Annotated in this window: 16 protein-coding genes; 8 read left to right on the forward strand and 8 right to left on the reverse strand. The window is 71.2% G+C overall.

The window, feature by feature from the left end; translation table 11 throughout:
- Positions 1 to 167: 167 nt before the first annotated feature.
- Both ACZ6JT_RS07220 and ACZ6JT_RS07225 read left to right on the forward strand, forming a co-directional pair.
- The gene (locus tag ACZ6JT_RS07220; protein WP_469208033.1) at positions 168 to 4,451 is read left to right on the forward strand and encodes a ricin-type beta-trefoil lectin domain protein; all 4,284 of its coding nucleotides are present in this window, start codon (positions 168 to 170) and stop codon (positions 4,449 to 4,451) included.
- A 234-nt stretch (positions 4,452 to 4,685) separates the two neighbouring features.
- Complete coding sequence (locus ACZ6JT_RS07225; RefSeq protein WP_469208035.1) at positions 4,686 to 6,902, forward strand: terpene synthase family protein; 2,217 nt, start codon at positions 4,686 to 4,688, stop codon at positions 6,900 to 6,902.
- A gap of 37 nt (positions 6,903 to 6,939) precedes the next feature.
- Here the strand turns inward: ACZ6JT_RS07225 and ACZ6JT_RS07230 are convergent, their stop codons facing one another.
- Complete coding sequence (locus ACZ6JT_RS07230; RefSeq protein ID WP_469208037.1) at positions 6,940 to 8,175, reverse strand: GNAT family N-acetyltransferase; 1,236 nt, start codon at positions 8,173 to 8,175, stop codon at positions 6,940 to 6,942.
- A gap of 258 nt (positions 8,176 to 8,433) precedes the next feature.
- Here ACZ6JT_RS07230 and ACZ6JT_RS07235 point away from each other — a divergent pair, with 258 nt between their 5' ends.
- Both ACZ6JT_RS07235 and ACZ6JT_RS07240 read left to right on the forward strand, forming a co-directional pair.
- Positions 8,434 to 8,976 (forward strand): GNAT family N-acetyltransferase, encoded by a 543-nt coding sequence (locus ACZ6JT_RS07235; protein ID WP_469208039.1) that lies wholly within the window; start codon positions 8,434 to 8,436, stop codon positions 8,974 to 8,976.
- 208 nt (positions 8,977 to 9,184) lie between these two features.
- Positions 9,185 to 9,652: an OsmC family protein gene (locus tag ACZ6JT_RS07240; protein WP_469208041.1), complete on the forward strand. Its 468-nt coding sequence runs from the start codon at positions 9,185 to 9,187 to the stop codon at positions 9,650 to 9,652.
- 33 nt (positions 9,653 to 9,685) lie between these two features.
- Here the strand turns inward: ACZ6JT_RS07240 and ACZ6JT_RS07245 are convergent, their stop codons facing one another.
- The 6 genes from ACZ6JT_RS07245 to ACZ6JT_RS07270 all read right to left on the reverse strand — a co-directional run bounded on the left by ACZ6JT_RS07245 (position 9,686) and on the right by ACZ6JT_RS07270 (position 18,029).
- A complete protein-coding gene (locus ACZ6JT_RS07245) occupies positions 9,686 to 10,948 on the reverse strand; it encodes a YncE family protein (protein WP_469208043.1) in 1,263 nt (420 codons plus the stop codon).
- Between the two features lie 149 nt (positions 10,949 to 11,097).
- Positions 11,098 to 12,249, reverse strand: coding sequence for an XdhC family protein (locus ACZ6JT_RS07250; RefSeq protein WP_469208045.1), 1,152 nt, complete (start codon positions 12,247 to 12,249; stop codon positions 11,098 to 11,100).
- Positions 12,250 to 12,330: 81 nt separating this feature from the next.
- The gene (locus ACZ6JT_RS07255) at positions 12,331 to 13,794 is read right to left on the reverse strand and encodes an NCS2 family permease (RefSeq protein ID WP_469208047.1); all 1,464 of its coding nucleotides are present in this window, start codon (positions 13,792 to 13,794) and stop codon (positions 12,331 to 12,333) included.
- Positions 13,795 to 14,119: 325 nt separating this feature from the next.
- Complete coding sequence (gene pucD, locus ACZ6JT_RS07260; protein ID WP_469208049.1) at positions 14,120 to 16,522, reverse strand: xanthine dehydrogenase subunit D; 2,403 nt, start codon at positions 16,520 to 16,522, stop codon at positions 14,120 to 14,122.
- 2 nt (positions 16,523 to 16,524) lie between these two features.
- Entirely contained in the window at positions 16,525 to 17,130 is a 606-nt protein-coding gene (locus ACZ6JT_RS07265; RefSeq protein ID WP_469208051.1) for a (2Fe-2S)-binding protein, read from the reverse strand.
- A 2-nt stretch (positions 17,131 to 17,132) separates the two neighbouring features.
- Entirely contained in the window at positions 17,133 to 18,029 is an 897-nt protein-coding gene (locus tag ACZ6JT_RS07270; protein WP_469208053.1) for an FAD binding domain-containing protein, read from the reverse strand.
- A 253-nt stretch (positions 18,030 to 18,282) separates the two neighbouring features.
- On the opposite strand from ACZ6JT_RS07270, the gene ACZ6JT_RS07275 reads away from it, so the two are divergent.
- Positions 18,283 to 19,962 carry a PucR family transcriptional regulator gene (locus tag ACZ6JT_RS07275; protein WP_469208055.1) on the forward strand — a complete coding sequence of 560 codons (1,680 nt, stop codon included), beginning with the start codon at positions 18,283 to 18,285 and terminating at the stop codon, positions 19,960 to 19,962.
- A 181-nt stretch (positions 19,963 to 20,143) separates the two neighbouring features.
- The gene (locus ACZ6JT_RS07280; RefSeq protein WP_376619817.1) at positions 20,144 to 20,911 is read left to right on the forward strand and encodes a hypothetical protein; all 768 of its coding nucleotides are present in this window, start codon (positions 20,144 to 20,146) and stop codon (positions 20,909 to 20,911) included.
- A gap of 68 nt (positions 20,912 to 20,979) precedes the next feature.
- Here ACZ6JT_RS07280 and ACZ6JT_RS07285 read toward each other — a convergent pair whose 3' ends face one another.
- On the reverse strand, positions 20,980 to 21,642 hold the full coding sequence (locus tag ACZ6JT_RS07285) for a GntR family transcriptional regulator (RefSeq protein WP_469208057.1): 663 nt from the start codon (positions 21,640 to 21,642) through the stop codon (positions 20,980 to 20,982).
- A 104-nt stretch (positions 21,643 to 21,746) separates the two neighbouring features.
- Here ACZ6JT_RS07285 and ACZ6JT_RS07290 point away from each other — a divergent pair, with 104 nt between their 5' ends.
- Together ACZ6JT_RS07290 and ACZ6JT_RS07295 are read left to right on the forward strand one after the other, a co-directional pair.
- Positions 21,747 to 22,622: a (2Fe-2S)-binding protein gene (locus ACZ6JT_RS07290; RefSeq protein WP_469208059.1), complete on the forward strand. Its 876-nt coding sequence runs from the start codon at positions 21,747 to 21,749 to the stop codon at positions 22,620 to 22,622.
- Positions 22,623 to 22,846: 224 nt separating this feature from the next.
- Positions 22,847 to 23,908, forward strand: a complete 1,062-nt coding sequence (locus ACZ6JT_RS07295; protein ID WP_469208061.1) for a DUF2637 domain-containing protein — start codon at positions 22,847 to 22,849, stop codon at positions 23,906 to 23,908.
- Positions 23,909 to 23,910: the final 2 nt, after the last annotated feature.

Here is a 23,910-nt window from a genome sequence, read left to right on the forward strand (position 1 = left end):
CAAAACGGGCAGCGAAAGCTCCCAGTCTGTTGACAGATTGCAGGCGTGAAGGAATTGTGCGGCTGACTTCTGTCCGTCTCACTGCTTGGGGGGCCATGAACGTGAGGCCGCAATTACTCTCTTCGCCACCGTCGGGACCAGGAGGCCCGCGACGGCGGGCCTCTCGCGTGTCGCTTATCCCCGCGGTGGGCGCCGCAGTCCTCGCGCTCGGCGCCGGCCTGCTCACCGCGCCGCCCGCAGCCGCTCAGGACGCGCGGGGCCACGGACCGGCGGACAGCGCGTGGCCCGCTCCGGCGCCCCGTCCTCCCAGCCCGGAGACGAGAGCTGTCGATGCCGCCAAGGCCTTGGCCAAGAGCAGCGGCAAGCCCGTCGTCATCGAGCAGCTGACGACGGCGAGTTCGCAGACATCCGCCACTCCGCGGGGCACGCTCACCACCGAGTCCACGCCCGTGCCGCAGCGGGTCAAGACCGCCTCGGGGGCCTGGCAGCAGGTCGACGCGACACTCCGGGCCAACAGTGACGGCACCGTGTCCCCGGCAGTCGTCCCCTCCAGGCTCAGCCTCTCCGGCGGTGGCACCGGCCCGATGGCCACGATGACCACCGAGGACGGCAAGAAGCTGGCCCTCAAGGCCCCCTTCCCCCTGCCCAGGCCCGCGCTGAACGGCGACAGCGCCCTGTACTCGTCCGTCCTGCCCGGCGTGGACCTCGAGCTCAGCGCCACCCCCCTCGGCGGCTGGCGCCAGGTGCTGATCGTGCGCACCGCCGAGGCCGCCGCCAACCCCGCCGTCAAGACGTTCCGGCTCGCCGTCGAGGCCGACGGGCTCATCGTGAGCGCGGACGGCTCCGGCAACCTCAAGGCCGTGGACAGCCAGGGCGCGACCCGCTTCTCCGCCCCCGCACCTCTCATGTGGGATTCGGCGGGCACTGCGCCCTCCGCCCCTTCCGCCTCCTCGAAGTCAGCGGGCGCCCCGGCCGAGCAGTCCGCTCCGGCCGAAGACGCCCCGACCCGCTCGACCACCGACGGGCCCGGCACCGGTGCCGCCGTGCAGAAGATCGGCACGACCGTCGACGCCCAGGGCATCCAGCTCGTCCCCGACGCCACCCTTCTCGGCCAGGGCACCGGCCCCTGGTACATCGACCCCGGATGGATCCCGAGCCTCAGCAACGCCAACCAGGCCTGGGCGCAGGTCCAGGAAGCACCGGAGTACGCCGACGTCAACGAGTTCAACGGAACCGAGTACGGGCAGGACAAACCCGCCACCGGCTACTGCGGATACAGGTTCGGCAATCCACCGTGCTCCGGTATCGGACGCACACGCGCGTACTTCCAGATCGGTGTGGACTCGCGGCTCTACAACACCGAGGTCATGAACGCGACGTTCCACGCCACCGTGGTGTCCTCCTCCAGCCCGGACACCCCTACCCCGATGGGCCTCTACTCCACCGGCTACATCAGCAACCCGACCAGCTGGAACAGGCAACCCTGCGGCACCGGTTCCAGGATGCAGGGGTGCGGTCAGGTCGGTACGACCACCATGTCCGGGTCGGGCGACATCCAGTTCGACGTCAAGGACCTGGTGAGGAACGCCGTCCGGTACCAGTGGCCCACCATCACCCTCGGTCTGGCCCCCGACGACGAGTACGAGAAGCACTACCGGCAGCGGTTCACCAACACCCCTCGCATCGTCGTCGAGTACGACATCCGGCCCACCGTCTGGTGGCCCCGCACCAGCCCCACCCCCGGCTTCGCCGACATCACGTCCTACGCCGACTGCCGCACCCCGGGCACCACCCATCCCTGGGACAACCCCGGCTGGGTCGGCGCCAACAACAACATCACCCTCACCGCGTCCACGAATTCGGCGACCGGCCTGCAGCTCTGGACCGGCTTCCAGTACTGGGACGACGACGATGGCGGAAAGACCAAGTACGCCGACTCAGGATGGAACGGCAGTTTCGGCCCCATCACGGTCGACATCGGCCCCCTGACGGACGGCCACCAGTACGGCTGGCAGGCGCGCGTCACGGACGACTTCCTCACCAGCGATCCCACCGAGATGTGCTTCTTCCGCGTCGACCGCACGCCGCCGACCGCCGCGGTCGCCTCCACCGACTTCCCCGCCTCCGGCACCATCGGCGCCCACCCCAAGCTCGTCGGCCAGGAGGGCACCTTCACCCTCACCGGCAGCGACCCGGCACCGGCAACGGGCGGCCGGGCCTCCGGCCTGGCCTGTGCCCGCTGGACCACCGACCCGGTGAAGGCGGCCGCCACCGGATGGAAGTGCAGCGACACCGGACCCGGCATCGTGAAGCTGACCGACGGCAAGGCAGCCATCAAGATCGCGCCGCCTACCTGGGGCACCAACCACGTCTACCTGCAGACCCAGGACAACGCGGGCAACATGTCCCAGCCCGTCGTCTACAGCTACTACGCGCCGTCCAATCCGAGCAGCCCCGCCCCGATCTTCGGTGACCTCACCGGCGACAACAAGGCAGACGTTCTGCTGCCCGACTCGGCCGGTGCCCTCCGCGTGATCGGCGGTGGCTCCGATCCGGCCGCCGCACCCAAGGCCGGCATCAACGCCGCCCCCGGCGCCAACGGCTGGAACGGTATCCAGATCAGCCACCGCGGCAGCCTGGGCTACAAGACCGTTGACGATCTGTTCGCCCACGCGCCCACTGCCCCGGACCTGTCCCTCTACCGCAACGACGGCATCGCAGGCCGGTTCGACGCCCGCGCCACCGAAACCGTACGCAAGCCGACCGCATGCGTCACGCGCTCCCTCGCCCCCCTCCCCTGCGTCGAGGCCGGGTACGGAGCCAACTGGTCCAACGTCACCCAGATAGCAGCCTTCGGCAACCACACAGGTGACACGAGCACCCAACCGAACTCCGTGCCACGCACATCACTCCTGTTCGTCGAGAAGGGGCGGCTGTGGCTCGCGACGGCGGGCGACCCCGACCAGCTTGAGACGCAGGCCATCCTCCTCTCGGCCAACGACACCCGGTGGAGTTCATACGACCTGATCACACCCGGCCGCGCCCAGGGCACCAACTTCCCCACTCTGTGGGCCCGCTCCAAGACCAACGGCACTCTGCGTGCCTTCACGGTCAAGGGCACCTCCCAGGCCCCCGACCTCAGCGGGTTCACGGATCCGGCCGCAGGCCCGGCCATCGGGAACATCGACCCCAAGGCCTACCCCCGGATCGGGTCCGACGGTGATCTCAGCGGCGACGGCATCCCGGATCTGTGGGCCGTTGACACCAACCAGCAGCTCGTCGCCTTCAACGGCATCGGCACCCGCCCCGCCGGGCAGGGCGCTCCGCACCCCACCGTCACCGGCTTCGACTCCGTCCCGGTCACCCTCGGCAACCTCAACATGCCCAAGGCCCAGTGGCCGCTCACCGGGGAGAAGGACGGCACCACCCCGAGCACGGTCGGGAACTTCCCCGCCACCGCTGCGGGGGTCACCTGGCCCACGGGTGTCATCGGCGGACGTAGCACCAGCTATGCCGCCTTCAACGGCTCCTCGTCCGTCATCACCACGTCCGGACCGGTGATCGACACCCGCAAGAGCTTCACCATCAGCACCATGGCAAAGGCCGATCAGGCCGGAGGAGTCGTCCTCAGCCAGGATCTGAACCGCAACAGCTCTCTGCTCCTCTACCCCGACCACAAGCTGAACATCTGGCGCTTCGGCCTCGCCAACACCGACGCCGACACCGACACCGGCGCCTGGCCGTACGACCAGACCGACGAGTCCAACAGCACCGCCACGCTCGCCCTCGGCGCGTGGACCCGGCTCACCGCCGTCTACGACCACACCACCGGGCAGATGCGTCTGTACGTCAACGGCACCCTCGCCGGCACGGGCCGTCACAGCGCCGCCACCAGTCCGGCCCCGGTCGGCCCCCTCACCCTGGGCCGCTTCAGGGAAGCCGGGGCCCCCACCCCGTCCGGTTTCACCGGCGGCATCAGCAATCCGGCGGTCTACCCCTACGCCGCCTCCGTCACCGCCACGGAAGCCGTCAGCCCCATCAACCTGAGCGCGGCCGCCGACAACTGCGTCGACAACGACGGGAACAGCCCCGACGACGGCAACAAGATCCAGATCGCGGGCTGCAACGGCACCGACGCACAGAAGTTCCAGGTCCGCGACGACGGCACCATCCGGACCCACGGCAAGTGCCTCAACGCCACGGCAGCCGGCACCGCCAACGCCACACCCGTCGAACTCCGCACCTGCGACAGCAGCGCACCGAGTCAGCAGTTCCTCCCCCGCGCCGACGGCGGTATCCACCACCCCGCCTCCGGCCGCTGCCTCGACCTCGGCGGCTTCAACACCACGCCCGGAACCCGGCTCTGGCTCTACGACTGCAACAGTTCGCCCGCCCAGCGGTGGACCGTCCCCTCGCTGGGCACCGCCCCTCTCCCGATCCCCAGCCCGTAAGCACCACGCCACGCGGAGGCCGCCTCCCCCACCGGGGGGCGGTCTCCGTCGTGTTCGCATCCCGCTCCTCTTCTAGCCCCCGGCGGGGCGGTGGGGTGGGGAATGGCGGGGGTGTCACCTGAAGCGGTGAAAACTCCCTTATCCCAGGGGCACCACGGGTAGGGCACTGCTCATCTCGTGCAGGGGCCCGGGACGACCGGCCCCCGCACCCCTGGACGAAAGGCCCATCCCGTCGTGACGCAGCCCTTTCAACTGCCGGATTTCTACGTGCCTTATCCGGCGCGACTGAACCCCCACCTGGAGGCCGCGAGGGTCCACACCAAGCGGTGGGCGCGCGACTTCGGGATGCTGGAGGGTTCCGGCGTCTGGGAGGAGAGCGATCTCGACTCGCACGACTACGCGCTGCTCTGCTCGTACACCCACCCCGACTGCGACGCCGAGGCGCTGTCCCTGGTCACCGACTGGTACGTGTGGGTGTTCTTCTTCGACGACCACTTCCTGGAGACGTTCAAGCGCTCGCAGGACCGGGCCGGCGCCAAGGAGTACCTCGACCGGCTGGCCGCCTTCATGCCGATGGACCTGGCCGCCGGCTTTCCCGCGCCGACCAACCCGGTCGAGGCGGGGCTCGCGGACCTCTGGGCGCGGACCGTTCCCGCGATGTCCGAGGACTGGCGGGAACGGTTCTCCTTGTCCACGAAGAACCTCCTCGACGAGTCGATGTGGGAGCTCGCCAACATCGACATCGGGCGGGTGGCGAACCCCCTCGAGTACATCGAGATGCGCCGCAAGGTCGGCGGCGCCCCCTGGTCGGCCGGCCTGGTCGAATACGTCGCCGCCGAAGTCCCGGCGCGGGTCGCGCACTCGCGCCCGCTCGGCGTCCTGCGCGACGCCTTCTCCGACGCCGTGCACATCCGCAACGACCTGTTCTCCTACCAGCGCGAGGTCGCCGACGAGGGCGAACTGTCCAATGCCGTACTGGTGTTGGAGACCTTCCTCGGCTGCACCACCCAGGAGGCCGCCGAGGTCTCCAACGACCTGCTCACCTCCCGCCTGCACCAGTTCGAGCAGACCGCCCTCGCCGAACTCCCCCAGCTCTTCGCCGACCACGCGCTGGACCCGGCGGAGATCGCGGCCGTCCTCGCCTACGCCAAGGGCCTGCAGGACTGGCAGTCCGGCGGCCACGAGTGGCACATGGTCTCCAGCCGCTACATGAACAAGGAGGCCAGGGCCACCGCCCCGCTCACCCTGCCGTTCCTGCCGTCCGGGCTCGGCACCACCGCGCTCGACGTGAAGTCCGTGTTCACGCAGCGCTCGGCGGAGCTGCGCCGCCGCTCCTTCACCCACGTCCCGTTCGAGCGCACCGGACCGTCCGTGATCCCGGACGTCTACATGCCGTTCGCGCTCTCCCTCAGCCCGCACCTGGACCACGCGCGCGAGGGATCGGTCGACTGGGCCCGGCGCATGGGCCTGCTCCAGGCCCACCCCGGCGACCCCGGTTCCGCCATCTGGACCGAACAGCAGCTGCGCGGCTACGACTTCGCGCTGTGCTCCGCCGGCATCGACCCGGACGCCACACCCGACGCGCTGCTCCTCAACGCCTGCTGGCTGACCTGGGGGACGTACGGGGACGACTACTACCCGGTGGCCTTCGGACGGACCAAGAACCTCACGGCCGCCAAGGCGACGACCGCGCGGCTGATCGCGATGCTCCCTGTCGACCCCGCCGAACAGCCGCAGCCGCTGACGGCGATGGAGCGCGCGCTCGCCGACCTGTGGGTCCGTACGAGCCGGGACATGACCCGGGGCGTGCGCGCCGAGTTCCGGGCGACCCTGGTCAGCATGCTGGAGAGCTGGGTGTGGGAGATCGACAACCAGATCTGCAACCGCATCCCCGACCCGGTGGACTACGCGGAGATGCGCCGGCACACCTTCGGCTCGAACCTCACCATGTACCTGTGCCGGCTCGGCCACGCGGGCCGCGGCATCCCCGAGGAGATCTACGCCTCCGGCACCATCCGGTCCCTGGAGAACGCGGCGGCCGACACCGCGTGCCTGATGAACGACATCTTCTCCTACCAGAAGGAAGTGGAGTTCGAGGGCGAGGTCCACAACCACGTCCTGGTCACCCGGAACTTCTTCGACATCGGCTACCCGGAGGCCCTGCACATCTGCCACTCGCTGATGACGCAGCGCACGGAGGAGTTCGAGCACATCGTCGCGAACCAGCTGCCGCTGCTCTACGAAGACTGGAAGCTGTGCGCCGAGGCCCGCGCCGGGCTCGACGCGTACGTCGGCGAGCTCCGGGACTGGCTGTCCGGAATCCTCAACTGGCACCGGAAATGCCGTCGTTACCGCGAGGAGGATCTGCACCGGATCGGCCCGGGGCCGGCCACCGACGTCCGGAGCCCCGGCTTCGGCATGTCGGCGGCCCGGATCTCCCTGCCGGCCTGACCCCCCGGCCCGACCTGCCGGCCCGTGCCGCCCGCCTTCAGAACTCGTCGCCCGTGTGCGGCAGTACGGGCGTGCGCAGGGCCGCGTCCAGCGCCGCGGCCGCGCCCGGGGTGTGCTCCCGTACCAGCCCGGCCGCGACCAGCTCGGCGACCCGCGTCCCGCCCAGGTAGCAGGCGGCCAGTTCGCGTACGTCCAGGGCCAGGTCGGCGGCGCCGTCCGAGGGCTCGTACGCCGCCCACCCCGGCCCCGCGTCGAGCCGGAACCGCCCGGTGTTGCCGGGCAGCCGTACGTCGTGCACCTCCAGCACCACGTCCACCGGCGCGGCCCACGACCGCGCGGTCAGCGCCGCGCGTACGTCGACCAGGCGCAGCCAGAGCGCCGGGTACTGGGCGGTGACCCGCACCTGGTCCCGGTCGGCGGCGAAGTGCAGCAGCGGGTCGTCGGCCGGGCGGCCCCACGCACGGACCCGGCCGGTGAGGTCGAGAGCGGCCAGACACTCCCACAGGGCGGCGGCGACGGCCGGGGTGTCGGCTTCCAGCTCCTCGACCCGGACCAGGCCCTGGGGTGCGCGGGCGGGCCCGGCGTCGTCCTCGGGCTTCGTTCGGTAGAGCACGTAGCCGGCGATCGGCTCGCCCGGCTCCCCGAGGACGATGATCCGCGGCGGGCTCAGTTCCTCGTCCTGCTCGTCCTCTTCGGTCAGCCACTCCTCGCGCCAGCGGGGTGCGCTGCGGGTGGGGCGGCCGGCGCGGCGGGCGCGGGCGGACTCGTGGAAGGGCCCGATCACGGCGAGCGCCTCCGCCGGGTCGACGAGCCGCAGCGGGCGCCGGTCCGGGTCGATGCGCAGGGCCAGCGGCCGGGTGGAGTCGATCTCGATGGTGACGCCGGTGGTCGCGCCGCCGAAGCCGAAGCGGCCGTAGATGGCGGCCTCGGAGGCCCACAGGGCGGCGAGCGGGTTGCCGGTGGCCGCGGCGCGCTCCAGCATCTCGGTCATCAGCCCGGTGAGCACGCCGCGGCGGCGGTGGGTGGGGGCGACGCAGACGAAGGTGAGCCCGGGGCAGGGCAGGTCCGCCCCGGGTACCGAGAGCCGGAAGTCGTGGGCGGCCATGAAGCCGACCAGGGCGTCCCCGTCGTAGGCGCCGATCCGCAGGCACCGCACCAGCAGCGCGTGGTGGCGGGCGCGGGCCTCCTTCTCGGGCCGGTCGTGGAAGACGAGGTACGCGAGTTCCAGAGCGCGGTCGATGTCGTCCTCGGGTACGTCGCGGATGTCCACCATGATCGCGAGACTAATCGGTCATCGCGGACCGGTCACCTCATATGGGCCGGAGGTCACGGGTTTCGGCCGTTGCGGCGGCGGGCCGCGAGGCGGGGCACCTCTCCGGCTCCGGAAATCCGTGGCCGCCATGATCATCCGTGGGTACGGTGTGCGCCGTCGACCGTCGACCGTCGGCCGTCGCCGTCACCGTCACCGTCACCGTCACCGTCACCGTCACCGTCACCGTCACCGTCACCGTCACGAGGAGAGGATCGGGGCTTGATCGAGGGAGAGCTCGTCGCACTGCGCGCCCTGCGCGCGGAGGACGCGGAGCACCACCTGCGCTGGCGCAACGACCCCGAGGTGGTCCGTTGGGCGACCGCCGGGGACCCGTGCTTCGGCCCGGTCACACGGGAGGCGCTGACGATCTCCTTCGAGCGGATGCTGGTGCTCCCGCCCCGCGAGTCGGCGGTGTTCACGGTGGAGACCCTGCCGGACCGCCGGGTGATCGGCATGGCCGACTACCGCGACCTGGACCCCTGGGCCGGCTCGGCCACGCTCGGGATCACCATCGGCGAACGGGAGTTCTGGGGCCGGGGACACGGCTCCGAGGCGACGCGGCTGCTGGTCGACCACCTCTTCGGCGCCTTCCCGCTCACCCGGCTCCAGCTCGACACATGGAGCGGGAACGAGCGGGCGGTCCGGGCGTTCACCCGGCTCGGCTTCCGGGAGGAGGGGCGGCGGCGGGGCGCCGTGCTGCTGGCCGGTGAGCGGTACGACGAGGTGTTGTTCGGGATGCTCCGGGAGGAGTGGCGGGCCTGACCCCACTCGTGGTGCGCGCGCCCGGTGGCGACGGCGGCGTCGGCGCCCCGCGGAGGGAAGCGGGCGTGGCCGTCGCGAGGGCCGTACGATCCACGTCGGCGCCAGGCACCACCGGTCACGGCCCGGCACCGTCGACTCGACGCCGCCGCTTCCGCGTCCCGGACACCCGCGCCGCCCAGTCCCGTACCCGAGAGAGGGAGTGGCCGCCATGGCCCGACTGCACTCCTACGTCACCCGTGTCACCTGGACCGGAAACCTCGGCACCGGCACCAGCCACTACCGCGCCTACTCGCGGGCGCACGAGGTGGCCGCCGGAGAGCTGCCGGTGATCCTCGGCAGCTCCGACCCGACCTTCCGCGGCGACGCCTCCCGCTGGAACCCCGAACAGTTGCTGCTCGCGGCACTGTCCCAGTGCCACATGCTCTCCTACCTGCACTTCTGCACGGTCAACGGCGTGGTGGTCACCTCGTACGCCGACGAGGCGACCGGGACGATGGCCACCGCCGGGGACAGCGGACGGTTCACTGAGGCCGTGGTGCACCCGCGGATCACCGTCAGCGAGGAGTCGATGGTGGCCGCGGCGATCGGCCTCCACGAGGAGGCCCACCGGGCCTGTTTCATCGCCAACTCGGTGAACTTCCCCGTCCGGCACGAGCCGACGGTGACCGTGGGCTGAGCCCCCGGCAGGGCGACCGGCCGGCAACACCCCCTAGCGGCCCGCGGGGCCGGTCCAGGCGGCCGGCACGTGGCCGATCCGGACGCGCTGGGGGTGGTCGCCGACGGGGACCGAGACCCGCTTGGCGCCGGTGGCGAAGTCGATGGCCGTGACCCGGTCGGCGCCGCTCTCGGAGATGACGCAGGCCGTCCCGTCGCCGTCCACCGTGGCCCAGTACGGCTTCACGGCGGGTACGAGCGGCCCCTCGGTGAGGGTGGCGCGGTCCACGACGGTGGCGTAGTCGTCCATGGTGCCCGCGATGCACAGCTTGGCCCCGTCGGGGCTCATGGACATGCCGTGGTGGCGGGAGTCGTTGACCCAGGTGGTGCGGTCGGTGCTGGTGGCGGGGTTCTGGGGGAGGGTCTTGAGGCGGGTGATCCGGTCGGAGGCCACGTCGTACTCCAGGAAGCCGTTGAAGAACGACACCTGGAAGTAGAGCTTGGACTCGTCGGGGCTGAAGGACACGGGGCGTACGGCGTCGGACAGGTCGCGGCGGCCGAAGGCGTCCAGCCGCTCCCGCATGTCGATCACCCGGACGGTCCGGAAGGTCTGCGCGTCGACCACGGTGATCTTCCGGTCGCCCTTCGTCCAGTCCAGCCAGGGCGCGTCGAGTGCGGTGTTCACCTCGCCGATGGAGCTGTTCCACAGGAAGCGGCCGTCGCGGGTGAAGGTGTTCTCGTGCGGCTTGTCGCCGGTGCCGAAGGAGCCGACCTGGCGTCCGGTGGCGATGTCCAGGACGTGCACGGTGTTGGAGGTGGAGGCCGAGACGGCGAGGCGGGTGCCGTCCGGGGAGACCGCCATGTGGTCGGAGCGGTAACCGGAGACGGGGAAGCGCCAGTTGATCCGTCCCGAGGTCACGTCGATGGAGACGACGTCGGCGAAGCTGGGGCGGGAGACGACGACCGCGGAGCCGTCCGGGGTGGTGAACATGTCGTCGACGAACTGGTCGTGGCCCTCGCCGGCGCTCTCCCGGATGCCGAGGAAGAAGGCGAGCTTCAGGGGGTTGAGGTGGATCTCGCGGAGCCGCTCCGCCTTGTCGGGGATCACGTTGATCCGGCCGACCTTGGCGAGGTCGCCGGTGGAGGCGAGGACGTCGGCGGTCCCCTCCCAGTTGTTCCCGACGAAGAGCACCTCGCGCAGGCCGGCCGGGGCCAAGGCGGGGGCGGCGGCGCCGGCCGCGGGGGCCTGCGCCGACGTGAAGGCGGTGAGCAGGGTGGCGGCCGCCAGCACACCCAGGGTTCGCACGGTACGCAACATCCGCTCAACTCCGGTGCGGGAAAGGGATGGAGAGGGCGCTTCCAGTGCGAGCACCCTCTATTACCGGCCGGTAAAATAGGGGGAACGTCAAAAGGGCGCAACCCCTACGGGTGGCGCCCTTTTCTCACCTTCGGCCGTCACTCACCCCTTCAAGCGACGGAACCGATCCTGCTGACCACGGTGTTCGCGACGTCCGGGTGGATCGGGATGTGCGCTCCGGTGAGGGCCGCGCCGCTGCCGCCGCGGCGGTTCGCGACGATCTCGGCGGCGATGGACAGCGCGGTCTCCTCCGGGGAGCGGGCGCCGAGGTCCAGGCCGATCGGGGAGCGCAGCCGGGCCAGTTCGAGCTCGGTGACACCGACCTCGCGGAGCCGCTTGTTGCGGTCCTCGTGGGTGCGCCGGGAGCCCATGGCGCCGACGTAGGCGACGGGGAGCCTGAGGGCCAGTTCGAGGAGCGGGACGTCGAACTTGGCGTCGTGGGTGAGCACGCACAGGACGGTCCGGCCGTCCACTTCCGTGCTCTCCAGGTAGCGGTGCGGCCAGTCGACGACGATCTCGTCGGCCTCGGGGAAGCGGGTCTTCGTCGCGAAGACGGGCCGGGCGTCGCACACCGTCACCCGGTAGCCGAGGAACTTGCCGATCCGCACGAGGGCGGAGGCGAAGTCGATGGCACCGAAGACGATCATCCGCGGGGGCGGGACGCTGGACTCGACGAGGACCTTCAGCGGCTCTCCGCAGAGCCTGCCGTCGGCGCCGATCTCCAGCACGCCGGTCTTGCCGGCGTCGAGCATGGCGCGGGCCTCTTCGGCGATGGTGCGGTCCAGCTCGGGATGCCCCCCGAAGCCGCCCTCGTGGGCGCCGTCCGTACGGACGAGGACGGCGCGGCCCATGAGCTCGGCCGGACCCTCGGCCACCCGGGCCACGGCCGCGGCCTCCCCGCGGGCCGCGGCGGCCAGGCCGGCCGCGAACACCTCCCGTACGGGAGAGCCCACGGGGACCGGGGTGACGAGGATGTCGATGATCCCGCCGCAGGTCAGACCCACGGCGAAGGCATCGTCGTCGCTGTAGCCGAAGCGCTCCCGGACGGTCTCGCCGTCCTCCAGCGCCTGCCGGCACAGCTCGTACACCGCACCCTCCACGCATCCGCCGGAGACGGAACCGATGGCCGTGCCCTCGCTGTCGACGGCGAGCGCGGCCCCGGGCTGGCGGGGTGCGCTCCCGCCGACCGCCACGACCGTGGCGACGGCGAAGTCGCGTCCCTGCTCGACCCACCGGTTCAGTTCGTCGGCGATGTCCAGCATGGGGGCCTCCTCGGAGAGGTTCGGTTCCAGTATGGGATGCGTGGAGCGTGCGGTACTTCGTACGGATCAGCCCGGTCCGGGTCAGGCGACCCCGAGCCAGCTCTCGATCGGGTTGAGCGCGAAGAACACCAGGAAGATTCCGGTCAGCGCCCACATGAAGCCGCCGATCTCCCGGGCCTTGCCCTGAGCGACCTTGATGGCGACGTAGGAGATGACGCCCGCGGCGACACCGGCGGTGATCGAGTAAGTGAACGGCATGATCACGACGGTCAGGAAGACCGGGATCGAGGTCGCGCTGTCGGCCCAGTCCACGTGGCGGGCGTTCTGCATCATCATCGCGCCGATGACGACCAGGGCCGCGGAGGCGACCTCACCCGGGACGATCTGCGTGATCGGGGTGAAGAAGAGGCAGGCGGCGAAGAACAGGCCGGTGACCACGGAGGCGAGACCCGTGCGGGCACCCTCGCCGACGCCGGTCGCGGACTCGACGAACACGGTCTGGCCGGAGCCGCCCGCGACGCCACCGATGGCGCCACCGGCGCCGTCGATGAAGAGGGCCTTGGACAGACCCGGCATGCGGCCCTTGTCGTCGGCCAGCTTGGCCTCGGTGCCGACACCGATGATGGTGGCCATGGCGTCGAAGAAGCCGGCGAGCACCAGGGTGAAGACGATCATGCCGACCGTCATGTAGCCGACATCGCCCCAGCCGCCGAAGGAGACGTCACCGAAGAGCGAGAAGTTCGGCATCGAGACCGCGGAGCCGTTGAGCTCCGGCGGGCCGTTCTTCCAGGCCTTCGGGTCGATGTCGACGACGGCGTTGAGGATCGCGGCCAGGACGGTGCCACCGACGATGCCGATCAGGATGGCGCCGGGCACCTTGCGGGCCTGGAGCATGAAGATGGCGACCAGGGTGATGCAGAAGAGCAGGACGGGCCAGCCGGACAGCTCACCGACCGCACCGAGCTGGACGGGGGGACCGAACTCCGGACCCTTGCCGACGAAACCGGCCTTGAAGAAGCCGATGAGGGCGACGAAGAGGCCGATGCCCATGGTGATGGCGTGCTTGAGCGCGAGGGGGATCGCGTTCATGATCATCTCGCGGAGGCCGGTGACGACCAGGAGACAGATCACGACGCCGTACACCACGCACATGCCCATGGCCTGCGGCCAGGTCATCTGCGGGGCGACCTGCGAGGCGAGCACGCCGGACACGGAGAGGCCGGCGGCGAGGGCCAGCGGCACCTTTCCGACGAAGCCCATGAGGAGCGTGGTGACGGCCGCGGCGAAGGCGGTGGCGGTGATGATCGCCGATCCGTCCATCACGGTGCCGGCGACGTCCTTGCCCGAGAGGAGCAGGGGGTTGAGCAGGAGGATGTACGCCATGGCCATGAAGGTCGTGATACCGCCACGGACCTCGTTGCCGACGTTGGAACCTCTGTGCGTGATGTGAAAGTAGCGGTCGAGCCAAGAACGCCCCGCGGGAGTGCGTGAGCCGTCTCCGGCGTCCTCCGCGGTGGTCTTGGTCTCTACAGACGACTGGGTCATGGTGCCTAACTCCCAAGGTTCAAAGGGGCACCCGCTTGGGGATTGGAGATTGCGGGATTTGGGATGGTGCGTTTGGCTGCACGACCCGGGGTGACGGCCCGAGGCGACGCGAATGTGCACTGCGTGTACTGCGGGTAGTGCGGGGGTGACCGCTGGTACTACGTGGGGGTTTTCGCAGGGGTACTGCCGGCTGAAGGGACCGCGAGCGGTGCGGTGCTTCGTGGGTGCTCCGGACGGTGCGGTGTGAAGTGTGACGTTCCCATTGCGCACCGCCCGGAGAGTCTGAGGGGGTCCGGGGGCCTCGCAGCCCCCGGACCACGCCGGTCTAGAGGGTCCCGGTAAGGGCTTCCGGACGGATCGGCGTCTTGTTGATCTCAAGACCCGTCGCCTGCCGGATCGCCGCAATGACGGCCGGGGTGGACGAGAGGGTCGGGGCCTCGCCCATACCGCGCAGGCCGTACGGCGCCTTCGGGTCGGCGAGCTCCAGGACGTCGACCGGGATGGTCGGGGTGTCGAGGATGGTCGGGATCAGGTAGTCCGTGAAGGAGGGGTTGCGCACCTTCGCGGTCTTCGGGTCCACGATGATCTCTTCCATGATCGCCACGCCGAGACCCTGGGTGGTACCACCCTGGATCTGGCCCACCACGGAAAGCATGTTGAGCGCCTTGCCGACGTCCTGCGCGGTCGCCAGCTCCACGACCTTGACGAGGCCGAGCTCGGTGTCCACCTCGACGACCGCGCGGTGCGCGGCGAAGGTGTACTGGACGTGGCCGTTGCCCTGGCCGGTCCTCAGATCGAAGGCCTCGGTCGGCGCGTGCCGGAACTCGAGCTCGAGGTCGATGGCCTCGTCCTCGAGGATGTCGGCGATGTCCGCGAGGACCTCGCCGCCGTCGGTGACGACCTTGCCGCCTTCGAGCAGCAGCTCGGCGGTGGCCCACGCCGGGTGGTACGAGCCGTTCTTGCGGCGGCCGATCTCCAGCAGGGCCTCGCGGACCGCCTCACAGGTGTTCTTCACGGCGCCACCGGTCATGTACGTCTGCCGCGAGGCGGACGTGGAACCGGCGGAGCCGACCTGCGTGTCGGCCGGGTGGATGGTCACCTGGGTGACGCCCAGCTCCGTACGGGCGATCTGCGTGTGGACGGTGATGCCGCCCTGGCCGACCTCCGCCATGGCCGTGTGGACCATCGCGACGGGCTCGCCGTTGATGACCTCCAGGCGCACCCGGGCGGTGGAGTAGTCGTCGAAGCCCTCGGAGAAGCCGACGTTCTTGATGCCGACCGCGTAGCCGACGCCGCGGACGACGCCCTCACCGTGGGTGGTGTTGGAGAGGCCGCCGGGCAGCGCGCGGACGTCCGCGTTCTCGCCGGCGGACTCCCACTGGCGCTCCGGCGGCAGCGGGCGGGCCTTGACCCGGCGCAGCAGCTCGGCGACGGGCGCGGGGGCGTCCACGACCTGGCCGGTCGGCATGACCGTGCCCTGCTCCATGGCGTTGAGCTGGCGGAACTCCACCGGGTCCATGCCCAGCTTCGCCGCGAGCTTGTCCATCTGGGCCTCGTACGCGAAGCAGGCCTGGACGGCGCCGAAGCCGCGCATCGCGCCACAGGGCGGGTTGTTCGTGTAGAGCGCGATCGCCTCGATGTCCACGTCCTCCAGGACGTAGGGACCGACCGAGAGGGAGGAGGCGTTGCCCACGACCGCCGGGGAGGCCGACGCGTACGCGCCGCCGTCCAGGACGATCTTGCACTTCATGTGCGTGAGCTTGCCGTCCTTGGTGGCGCCGTGCTCGTAGTACAGCTTCGCCGGGTGCCGGTGCACGTGGCCGAAGAAGGACTCGAAGCGGTTGTAGACGATCTTGACCGGCTTGTTCGTGGCCAGGGCCAGGAGGCAGGCGTGGATCTGCATCGAGATGTCCTCGCGGCCACCGAAGGCACCGCCGACGCCCGAGAGCGTCATGCGGACCTTCTCCGGCGGCAGGCCGAGGACCGGGGCGATCTGCTGGAGGTCGGAGTGCAGCCACTGGGTGGCGACGTACAGCTCGACGCCGCCGTCCTCGGACGGCACGGCGAGGCCGGACTCCGGGCCGAGGAAGGCCTGGTCCTGCATGCCGAAGGTGTACTCGCCCTCGACGATGACGTCGGCGCGCTTGCGGGCCTCTTCCACGTTGCCGCGGATGATCGGCTGGCGGTGCACGATGTTCGGGTGCGGGACGTGACCGATGTGGTGGTCGTCGCGGTTCTCGTGGATCAGCGGCGCGTCGGGGGCGAGGGCGGAGGCCTCGTCGGTGACGAGCGGCAGCTCGCGGTAGTCGATCTTGATCTTGGCGGCCGCGCGGCGGGCGGTCTCCGGGTGGTCGGCGGCCACGAGGGCGACCGGCTCACCGTGGTGGCGTACCCGGCCGTTGGCGAGGACCGGGGTGTCCTGGATCTCGAGGCCGTAGTTCTTCATCTCGGCCGGCAGGTCGTCGTACGTCAGCACCGAGTAGACGCCGGGCATGGCGAGCGCCTCGGAGATGTCGATGGAGACGATCTCGGCGTGGGCGACGGTGCTGCGCAGGGTCTGGCCCCAGAGCATGTCCTCGTGCCACATGTCCGAGGAGTACGCGAACTCACCGGTGACCTTGAGGGTGCCGTCCGGACGGAGAATCGATTCTCCGATGCCGCCCTTGTTGTGCTTCTGGGTGACGTTCGTCGGCGTACCGGCGGGCGCGGTGCGGGTGTTCCGAGCCATGGTCAGACCGCCTCTCCCTGACGGGCGGCCGCGAGGCGGACCGCGTCGAGGATCTTCTCGTAGCCCGTGCAGCGGCAGAGGTTGCCGGACAGGGCCTCACGGATGTCCTGGTCGGACGGGGAGGAGTTCTCCTCCAGCAGCGCGTCCGCCTGGATGAGCAGACCCGGGGTGCAGAAACCGCACTGCACGGCACCGGCGTCGATGAACGCCTGCTGGATGTTGGAGAGCTCCACGCCCTCGCCGGTCTGCGAGTCGGCGGGCTTGGCCTGCCACTGCTTGGCCGCGTCCAGGGACACGCCCTTGCTGCCGCAGCCGCCGCCGGTGCCGCAGGCACCGCCGTGGCCGTGCTCGTCACGCTGCTTGGAGAACTCCGCCAGGCCCTCGACGGTCACGACGTCGCGACCCTCGACCTGGCCGGCGGCCACGAGACAGGAACAGACCGGCACGCCGTCGAGGCGGACGGTGCAGGAACCGCACTCGCCCTGCTCACAGGCGTTCTTCGAACCGGGCAGGCCCAGGCGCTCGCGCAGGACGTAGAGGAGGGACTCGCCCTCCCACACGTCGTCGGCTTCCTGCTGACGGCCGTTGACAGTGAAATTGACGCGCATGATTACGCAGCCCCTTCAAGCGAGCGGCCGTTGCCGGTACCGCGGTACTGCTCCCAGGTCCAGACGAGCTGGCGGCGAGCCATGATGCCAACCGCGTGACGGCGGTACTTCGCCGTGCCGCGGACGTCGTCGATCGGGTTGGCCGCGCCGGAGGCGAGGTCACCGAACTGCTTGGCGATCGACGGGGTGATGACCTTGCCGGACTCCCAGAAACCGCCCTCTTCGAGCGCGGCGTTCAGGAACTGCTCGGCGGCCTTCGCCCGGATCGGGGTCGGGGCGGCCGAGCCGATGCCGGTGCGGACCGTGCGGGTCTCCGGGTGCAGCGCCAGACCGAACGCGCAGACCGCGATGACCATCGCGTTGCGGGAGCCGACCTTGGAGTACTGCTGGGGGCCGTCCGCCTTCTTCACGTGCACGGTCTTGATGAGCTCGTCGGCGGCGAGCGCGTTGCGCTTCACGCCGGTGTAGAACTCGTCGATCGGGATCAGGCGGGAGCCGCGTACGGACTCCACCTCGACCTCGGCACCCGCCGCGAGCAGCGCGGGGTGGGAGTCACCGGCCGGCGAGGCGCAACCGAGGTTGCCGCCGACTCCGCCGCGGTTGCGGATCTGCGGGGACGCGACCGTGTGCGAGGCGAGCGCGAGACCCGGGAGCTCCGTCCGGAGGTTCTCCATGATCTGGGTGTACGGGACGGAGGCGCCCAGACGAACCACGTCCTCGCCGACCTCCCACTCCCGCAGGAGACCGATGCGGTTCAGGTCCAGGAGGTACTCCGGCCGACGGTGGTCGAAGTTGATCTCGACCATCACATCGGTGCCACCCGCAATCGGCACAGCTGTGGGGAACTCGGCCTTAGCGGCGAGCGCCTCCTCCCAGCTGGCGGGGCGAAGGAAGTCCATGTGCGGCTCTCTTCTTCTTCATCGTGTCGTTCACTTCAAGCCAGGAGGCCTACGGCCCTCGACTGGTCGTTCACGTGCTGTTAACGCGGTGTGGACTCAGTACACCGGCCGCCCGTCCCCCCGGTGCAGTCACCGAAACCATGAAGGAGTTGGCTGACGGCCTCCCTCGTCTTGTAGATTCGTATGAAAGGCAGGATGCGACGACCTGCCCGATTTCCAACGGCAACATTCGAGACAGATCGGCGGCGACATCATGCGGCTGCGCGCACTGCTGGAAACCGAGGCGCTGGGGCTGCGGCTGCTCGGCGGCGAGGAAGAACTCGACCGGACGGTCCGCGGGGTCATGACGACCGACCTGCGTGATCCCAGCCGGTACTTGTCGGGGGGTGAACTCGTCCTCACTGGCCTGGCATGGAGACGAAATTCAGCCGACTCCGAGCCGTTCGTACGAATCCTCGCGAGCGCCGGCGTCGCCGGGCTCGCGGCGGGCGAGGCGGAGCTGGGCGCGATCCCCGATGATCTCGTTTCGGCCTGTGTGCGCAACCGGCTGCCGCTGTTCGCCGTGAACGAGGACGTTGCATTCGCCACGATCACCGAGTACGTCGTACGGCAGGTTTCGGGCGAGCGGGCCGGTGATCTCGCCGCCGTCGTGGACCGCCACCGCCGTCTGATGACCTCGGGTCCGGCCGGCGGCGGCCCCGACGTGGTGCTGGATCTGCTCACCACCGACCTCGACCTCCGGGCCTGGGTGCTGTCCCCCACGGGCCGGCAGATCGCCGGGGCGGGCGAGCCGCTGGCGCCGGGCGTGTGCGCAGCACTGGCGGGCGAGCACCTCGCGGCGGTCCGGACGGGCCGCAGGGGACCGCATCGGATCTCCATCCAGGGTATTACCTACTCGCTCTTCCCGATCAGAGGACACGGGCGCGGCGCGGCGGGCCCGGCGGCCCGGGACGTGCGCGAGACCGTGCTGTCGGACTGGCTGCTGGCCGTCGAGGCGGACGCCGGCGACTGGCCCGCCGAGCGCCTGGACCTGCTCCAGGGCGTGACCCAGCTGATCGCCGTGGAGCGGGACCGCCGCGACGCGGCCCGTACGGTGCGCCGCCGCCTCGCACAAGAAGTGCTCGAGCTGGTCCAGACGGGTGCCGCGCCCGCCGAGATCGCCGCCCGTCTGCGGGTGGCGGCCCCGGTGCTGCTGCCCGGGCTGGGGGCCGCACCGCACTGGCAGGTCGTCGTGGCCCGGGTGGACTGGGAGGGCGGGGACATCCCCGGCGGCCCGGTGGCCCAGTCGCTGCTGGAGGAGATCCTCGTCGACCCCTCGGTGTCGGGGCCGGAGCCCTCGGACCGGATCGCGGTGGCCCATGCGGGTGACGAGGCCATCGCCCTCGTGCCGCTGCCGTCGCTGTCCGGCGACGCCGGCGAGGACAAGGGCCCGGACTCGGCCCTGCACGCCGACGAGCTCCTCGCGGCCGTACGGGACCCCCTGGCGGCCGGTCTCGCCGACGACGGCCGGGTCACGCTGGGCGTCAGCGCGGCCGTGCACTCCGCCGAGGGGCTGCGCGGGGCGCTGGAGGAGGCCCGGCACGCCCGCCGGGTGGCCGCGGCGCGCCCGGGCCGGGTCTGCGCGGCCGGCCACCACGAGCTGGCCTCGCACGTGCTGCTGCTGCCGTTCGTGCCGGACGACGTGCGCCGCGCCTTCACGGCCCGGCTGCTGGACCCGCTGCGGGACTACGACCGGCGCCACCGCGCGGAGCTCATCCCGACACTGGAGGCGTTCCTGGACTGCGACGGTTCGTGGACCCGCTGCGCGACCCGGCTGCACCTCCACGTCAACACATTGCGCTACCGGGTCGGGCGGATCGAGCAGTTGACGGCGCGGGACCTGTCCCGGCTGGAGGACAAGCTCGACTTCTTCCTCGCACTGCGCATGAGCTGAGGAGATCCGTCCTGCGGCCGGAGGGGTCCGGCCGCGGGTCGGCTGATGATCCGTCCGGACTTTGTGAAAGAGTTCACCCGACCCCTTGGCCGATGCCGCCGATCCGTGCTCTCATTTCGCCCCAGGGCTCAACGATGTGCTGCTTGGTTGCTTTGGGGAGGGCAATGTGGCGGATACCGCCATGTCGGGTGCCGGAACAACCGGAGGGGACGACCCCCTCCAGCGGGCGATATGGCGGCTGCGCTCGCGCGGCTGTTGGACCGACGCGGCGGCGCTGCTGACGCCGCACCTCGCGGATGCGGGTGCCGCGGTCCAGCGCACCGCGCTGCTGGTCGAGCGGTGCCTGTTCACCGGCCAGGGCTGGGCCGAGGCCGAGGACGCGCTGCGGGTCGCCGAGGCGGTGGCGCAGGACGACGACCACCGGGGCGCGGCCGCGTGCGAACGGGGCCAGCTGGCCTACGCGGCCACCGTGCTCGGCGTACGGGACCGGGCCGACGAGGCCCGCTCCGCGCTGGGCCGGGCGGCGGCCCTGCTGTCGCCGGAGTCGCGGACCCGCCCGCTGCTGGACTTCCGCCGCGGGCTGGTCGCCGAGCACCTGGCGGACGCCCCGCAGTCGGCCCGGCCGGCGTACCACCGGGCGCACGCGGGCGCGGAGGCCCACGGGGACACGCTGCTGCTGTCGTTCACGTGGCGGCACCTGGCCGCGCTCTCCCTGCGGGACGGCGAGGTGGCCGAGGCCCGCAAGGGCTTCGCGGAGTCCCTCCGCATCCGGGAGGACCTGGGCTTCCTGATCGGCACGGCTCCGGCGCTGGCCGCGCTGGCCGAGGCCGAGCCGGAACCGGAGGCCGCCCGGCTGCGCGCGGAGGCCCGCCGCCTGTTCCACCTCTTGGGCGGCATCCCCACCTGGCTGGCGGACCAACTCCACCCCACCCCGTCGCCTGCGGCGTAGCCCCGCCGGACTCCGTCCCTTTCAGCCCCGCCGGCGTTTGAGGCGCGGGGTGCGGGGCGGAGCCCCGGTCAGGAGCCGGCGAAGTGTTCGCGGACCAGGGACTCGACCACCGGGAGGTCCCGCGCGATCAGCGCCTCCAGCAGCGCCGCGTGCTCCGCCGCGTCGGCGACGAGATCCGCCCGCCGAACCCGCGGTGCGCCCGGCAGGGGCCACTGCGCCCGCCGGTGGAGCTCCTCGGCCACCTGCACCAGCTGCGCGTTGCCCGCGAGCCCCAGTACCGCCCGGTGGAAGGCCCGGTCCGACTCCGCGTAGCCCGGCAGATCGCCCGCCGCGGCCGCCTCCGCCGTGGCGGCGGCCTCGGGGCGCAGGGCCTCCCAGGCGTCCGCCGGCACCGTACGGGCCAGCCGGAGCATGACGGGGACTTCGAGCAGCGCCCGGACCTCCACCAGCTCGGCCAGCTCCCGCGGCGTGCGCGCGAGGACGCGGAAGCCGCGGTTCGGCAGGCATTCCACCGCCCCCTCGACCGCCAGCTGCTGCATCGCCTCGCGCACGGGGGTCGCGGAGACCCCGAAGCGCTCTCCGAGGGCGGGGCCGGAGTAGATCTCCCCGGGCACCAGCTCGCCCTCGATCAGAGCCGCGCGCAGGGCGTCGAGGATCTGCCCGCGCACCGAATGGCGCAACACCTTCCGTGCTTTCTGTGCCGGTACCCGGGCTCGGGCCGCGTCGTGCACTCGGTCCTCCTCCGGATCTCGACCTGACCTGAGGATACGGCCTGGCCGGAGATCGAGTAAGGTAAGCCTTACCTGTAACGATCGTGCGATTCGGTGGTCCCCCCATGGCCGTCACTGTCGTGACCCCTGCCCTGCACACCCCCTCCGCCCCGGCCGGCTCTCCCGTGGCGGAGGCGTACACCCGCCTGGCCGAGGTCTACAGCGGCCTGCGGGTCGACGAGCGGGCCGCGCACGACCCCGTCCCCCGCGGTGCGGGATGGGTCGGCGCGGACGAGCTCGCGGGCGGCGGACCGGCCCTGGACGCCTTCCTCGCCTGGGACGAGGCCCAGGTCCTCAGGGACTACGGGACCCAGGGCCGCCCCGACGTGATCGCGGGCTTCGGGCTGCACCGGTACGCGTGGCCGGCCTGCCTGCTGATCACGCTGCCGTGGTTCCTGCACCGGAGGGTGCCGTACCTCCCGGCCGGCGCGGTGGCCTTCCACCGGACCCTCGGCCGCATGTCCGTGCGCGTCGAGGAGTTCGCCTGCCTGCCGGACGACCCGACGGCCGCCCTCCCGGGGGCCCGCGTCGTGCCCGGCGAGGAGGCGCTGCGCGGTGAGGTGCGGGCTGCGGTGGCCCTGCACCTCGGGTCCGTGCTGGAAGGTTTCGGCCCCCGCATGCGGCGCGGCCGCCGCGCCCTGTGGGGCATGGTGACCGACGAGGTCGTCGAGGGACTATGGTACGTCGGCGAGCTGTTCGGCGAGGAGCAGCGGGCCAGGGCCGAGCTGGAGGCGCTGCTGCCCGGTTCGACCGCCCCGTACACCGGGGGCGCCGGGTTCCGTACGCTCTCGGGTCCCGACGGCCGCGCGCTGCAGACCCGGGACCGGGCCGGCTGTTGCTTCTTCTACACGATCCGGCCCGAGGACACCTGCGTCACCTGCCCCCGGACCTGCGACGCGGACCGCGTCGCCCGGCTCACGGCGGCCACCGCCGGCTACTGAGCGTGATCCCACTGCTAACCCACCCCCAGGGGTGGCTGTAATCGAACTCGACTCCGTGCACACGGGCGTCAGTTCGAGCCACAACACCCTATCCGGCGGGCCCCGCCCCCCGATGGCGTCCACTTGCCCCGAAACCCGGGTGCACGGCTCACCCGCTACGCCACTATGGCGCCCGGAAAGCCGCACGGCCGCACAGCCGCATACGCGAGGCAAGGGACATCCGCATGAGACTGACCGACATATCGCTGGACTGGCTGCTGCCCGGCAGCCTGCTGATCCTGGGCGTACTTGCGGCAGTTGCGGTCTTGGCCCGTGGCAAGCGCGAGAGCGAGAAGGCCGCGGCCGACGACAGCTGGGAGCGCAGCGAGGAACGGCGACGGCGCAAGGAGGCCGTCTACGGCACCGCCTCGTACGTCCTACTCTTCTGCTGCGCGGCCGTCGCCGCCGCGCTGTCCTTCCACGGACTGGTCGGCTTCGGCCGGCAGAACCTCAACCTCTCCGGGGGCTGGGAGTACCTGGTCCCCTTCGGCCTCGACGGCGCCGCCATGTTCTGTTCCGTGCTCGCCGTCCGCGAGGCCAGCCACGGCGACGCGGCCCTCGGTTCGCGCATGCTGGTCTGGCTGTTCGCGGGCGCGGCCGCCTGGTTCAACTGGGTGCACGCCCCGCGCGGCATGGGCCACGACGGCGCCCCGCAGTTCTTCGCGGGGATGTCGCTCTCGGCGGCCGTGCTCTTCGACCGCGCCCTCAAGCAGACCCGCCGGGCGGCGCTGCGCGAACAGGGCCTGATCCCGCGGCCGTTGCCGCAGATCCGGATGGTGCGCTGGCTGCGCGCGCCCCGGGAGACCTTCGGCGCCTGGTCGCTCATGCTGCTGGAGGGCGTGCGCACCCTCGACGAGGCGGTGGACGAGGTCCGCGAGGACAAGAAGGAGAAGGAGCAGGACCGCCACCGCAGGCGGGAGCAGCACCGTCTGGACCGGGCGCACATCAGGGCGCTCGGCCGCCAGCACCGGGCCTTCGGCCGCGCCCGTGGCGGCCGCCAGGTCGAGCTGCCCGAACTGACGCAGGGAGCGGGCTCCGCGCCGGTCGGCGCGGAGCCGGCCATACCGGAATCGGGACAACTGCCCCTGCGCCGCCGGCCCTCCCTGCAGGCCGTGAACGCAACCGAATCCCTTGACGTGACCGGCACCCGGACGGTGGACCTCACCGCCGAGGACGACACCCAGACCATTCCCCGGCTGGACTCGCTGGAGCGCAAACTGAAGGACCTGGAGCAGCAGTTCGGCTGACC

It is taken from the genome of Streptomyces sp. NPDC046308 (genome assembly GCF_055588065.1).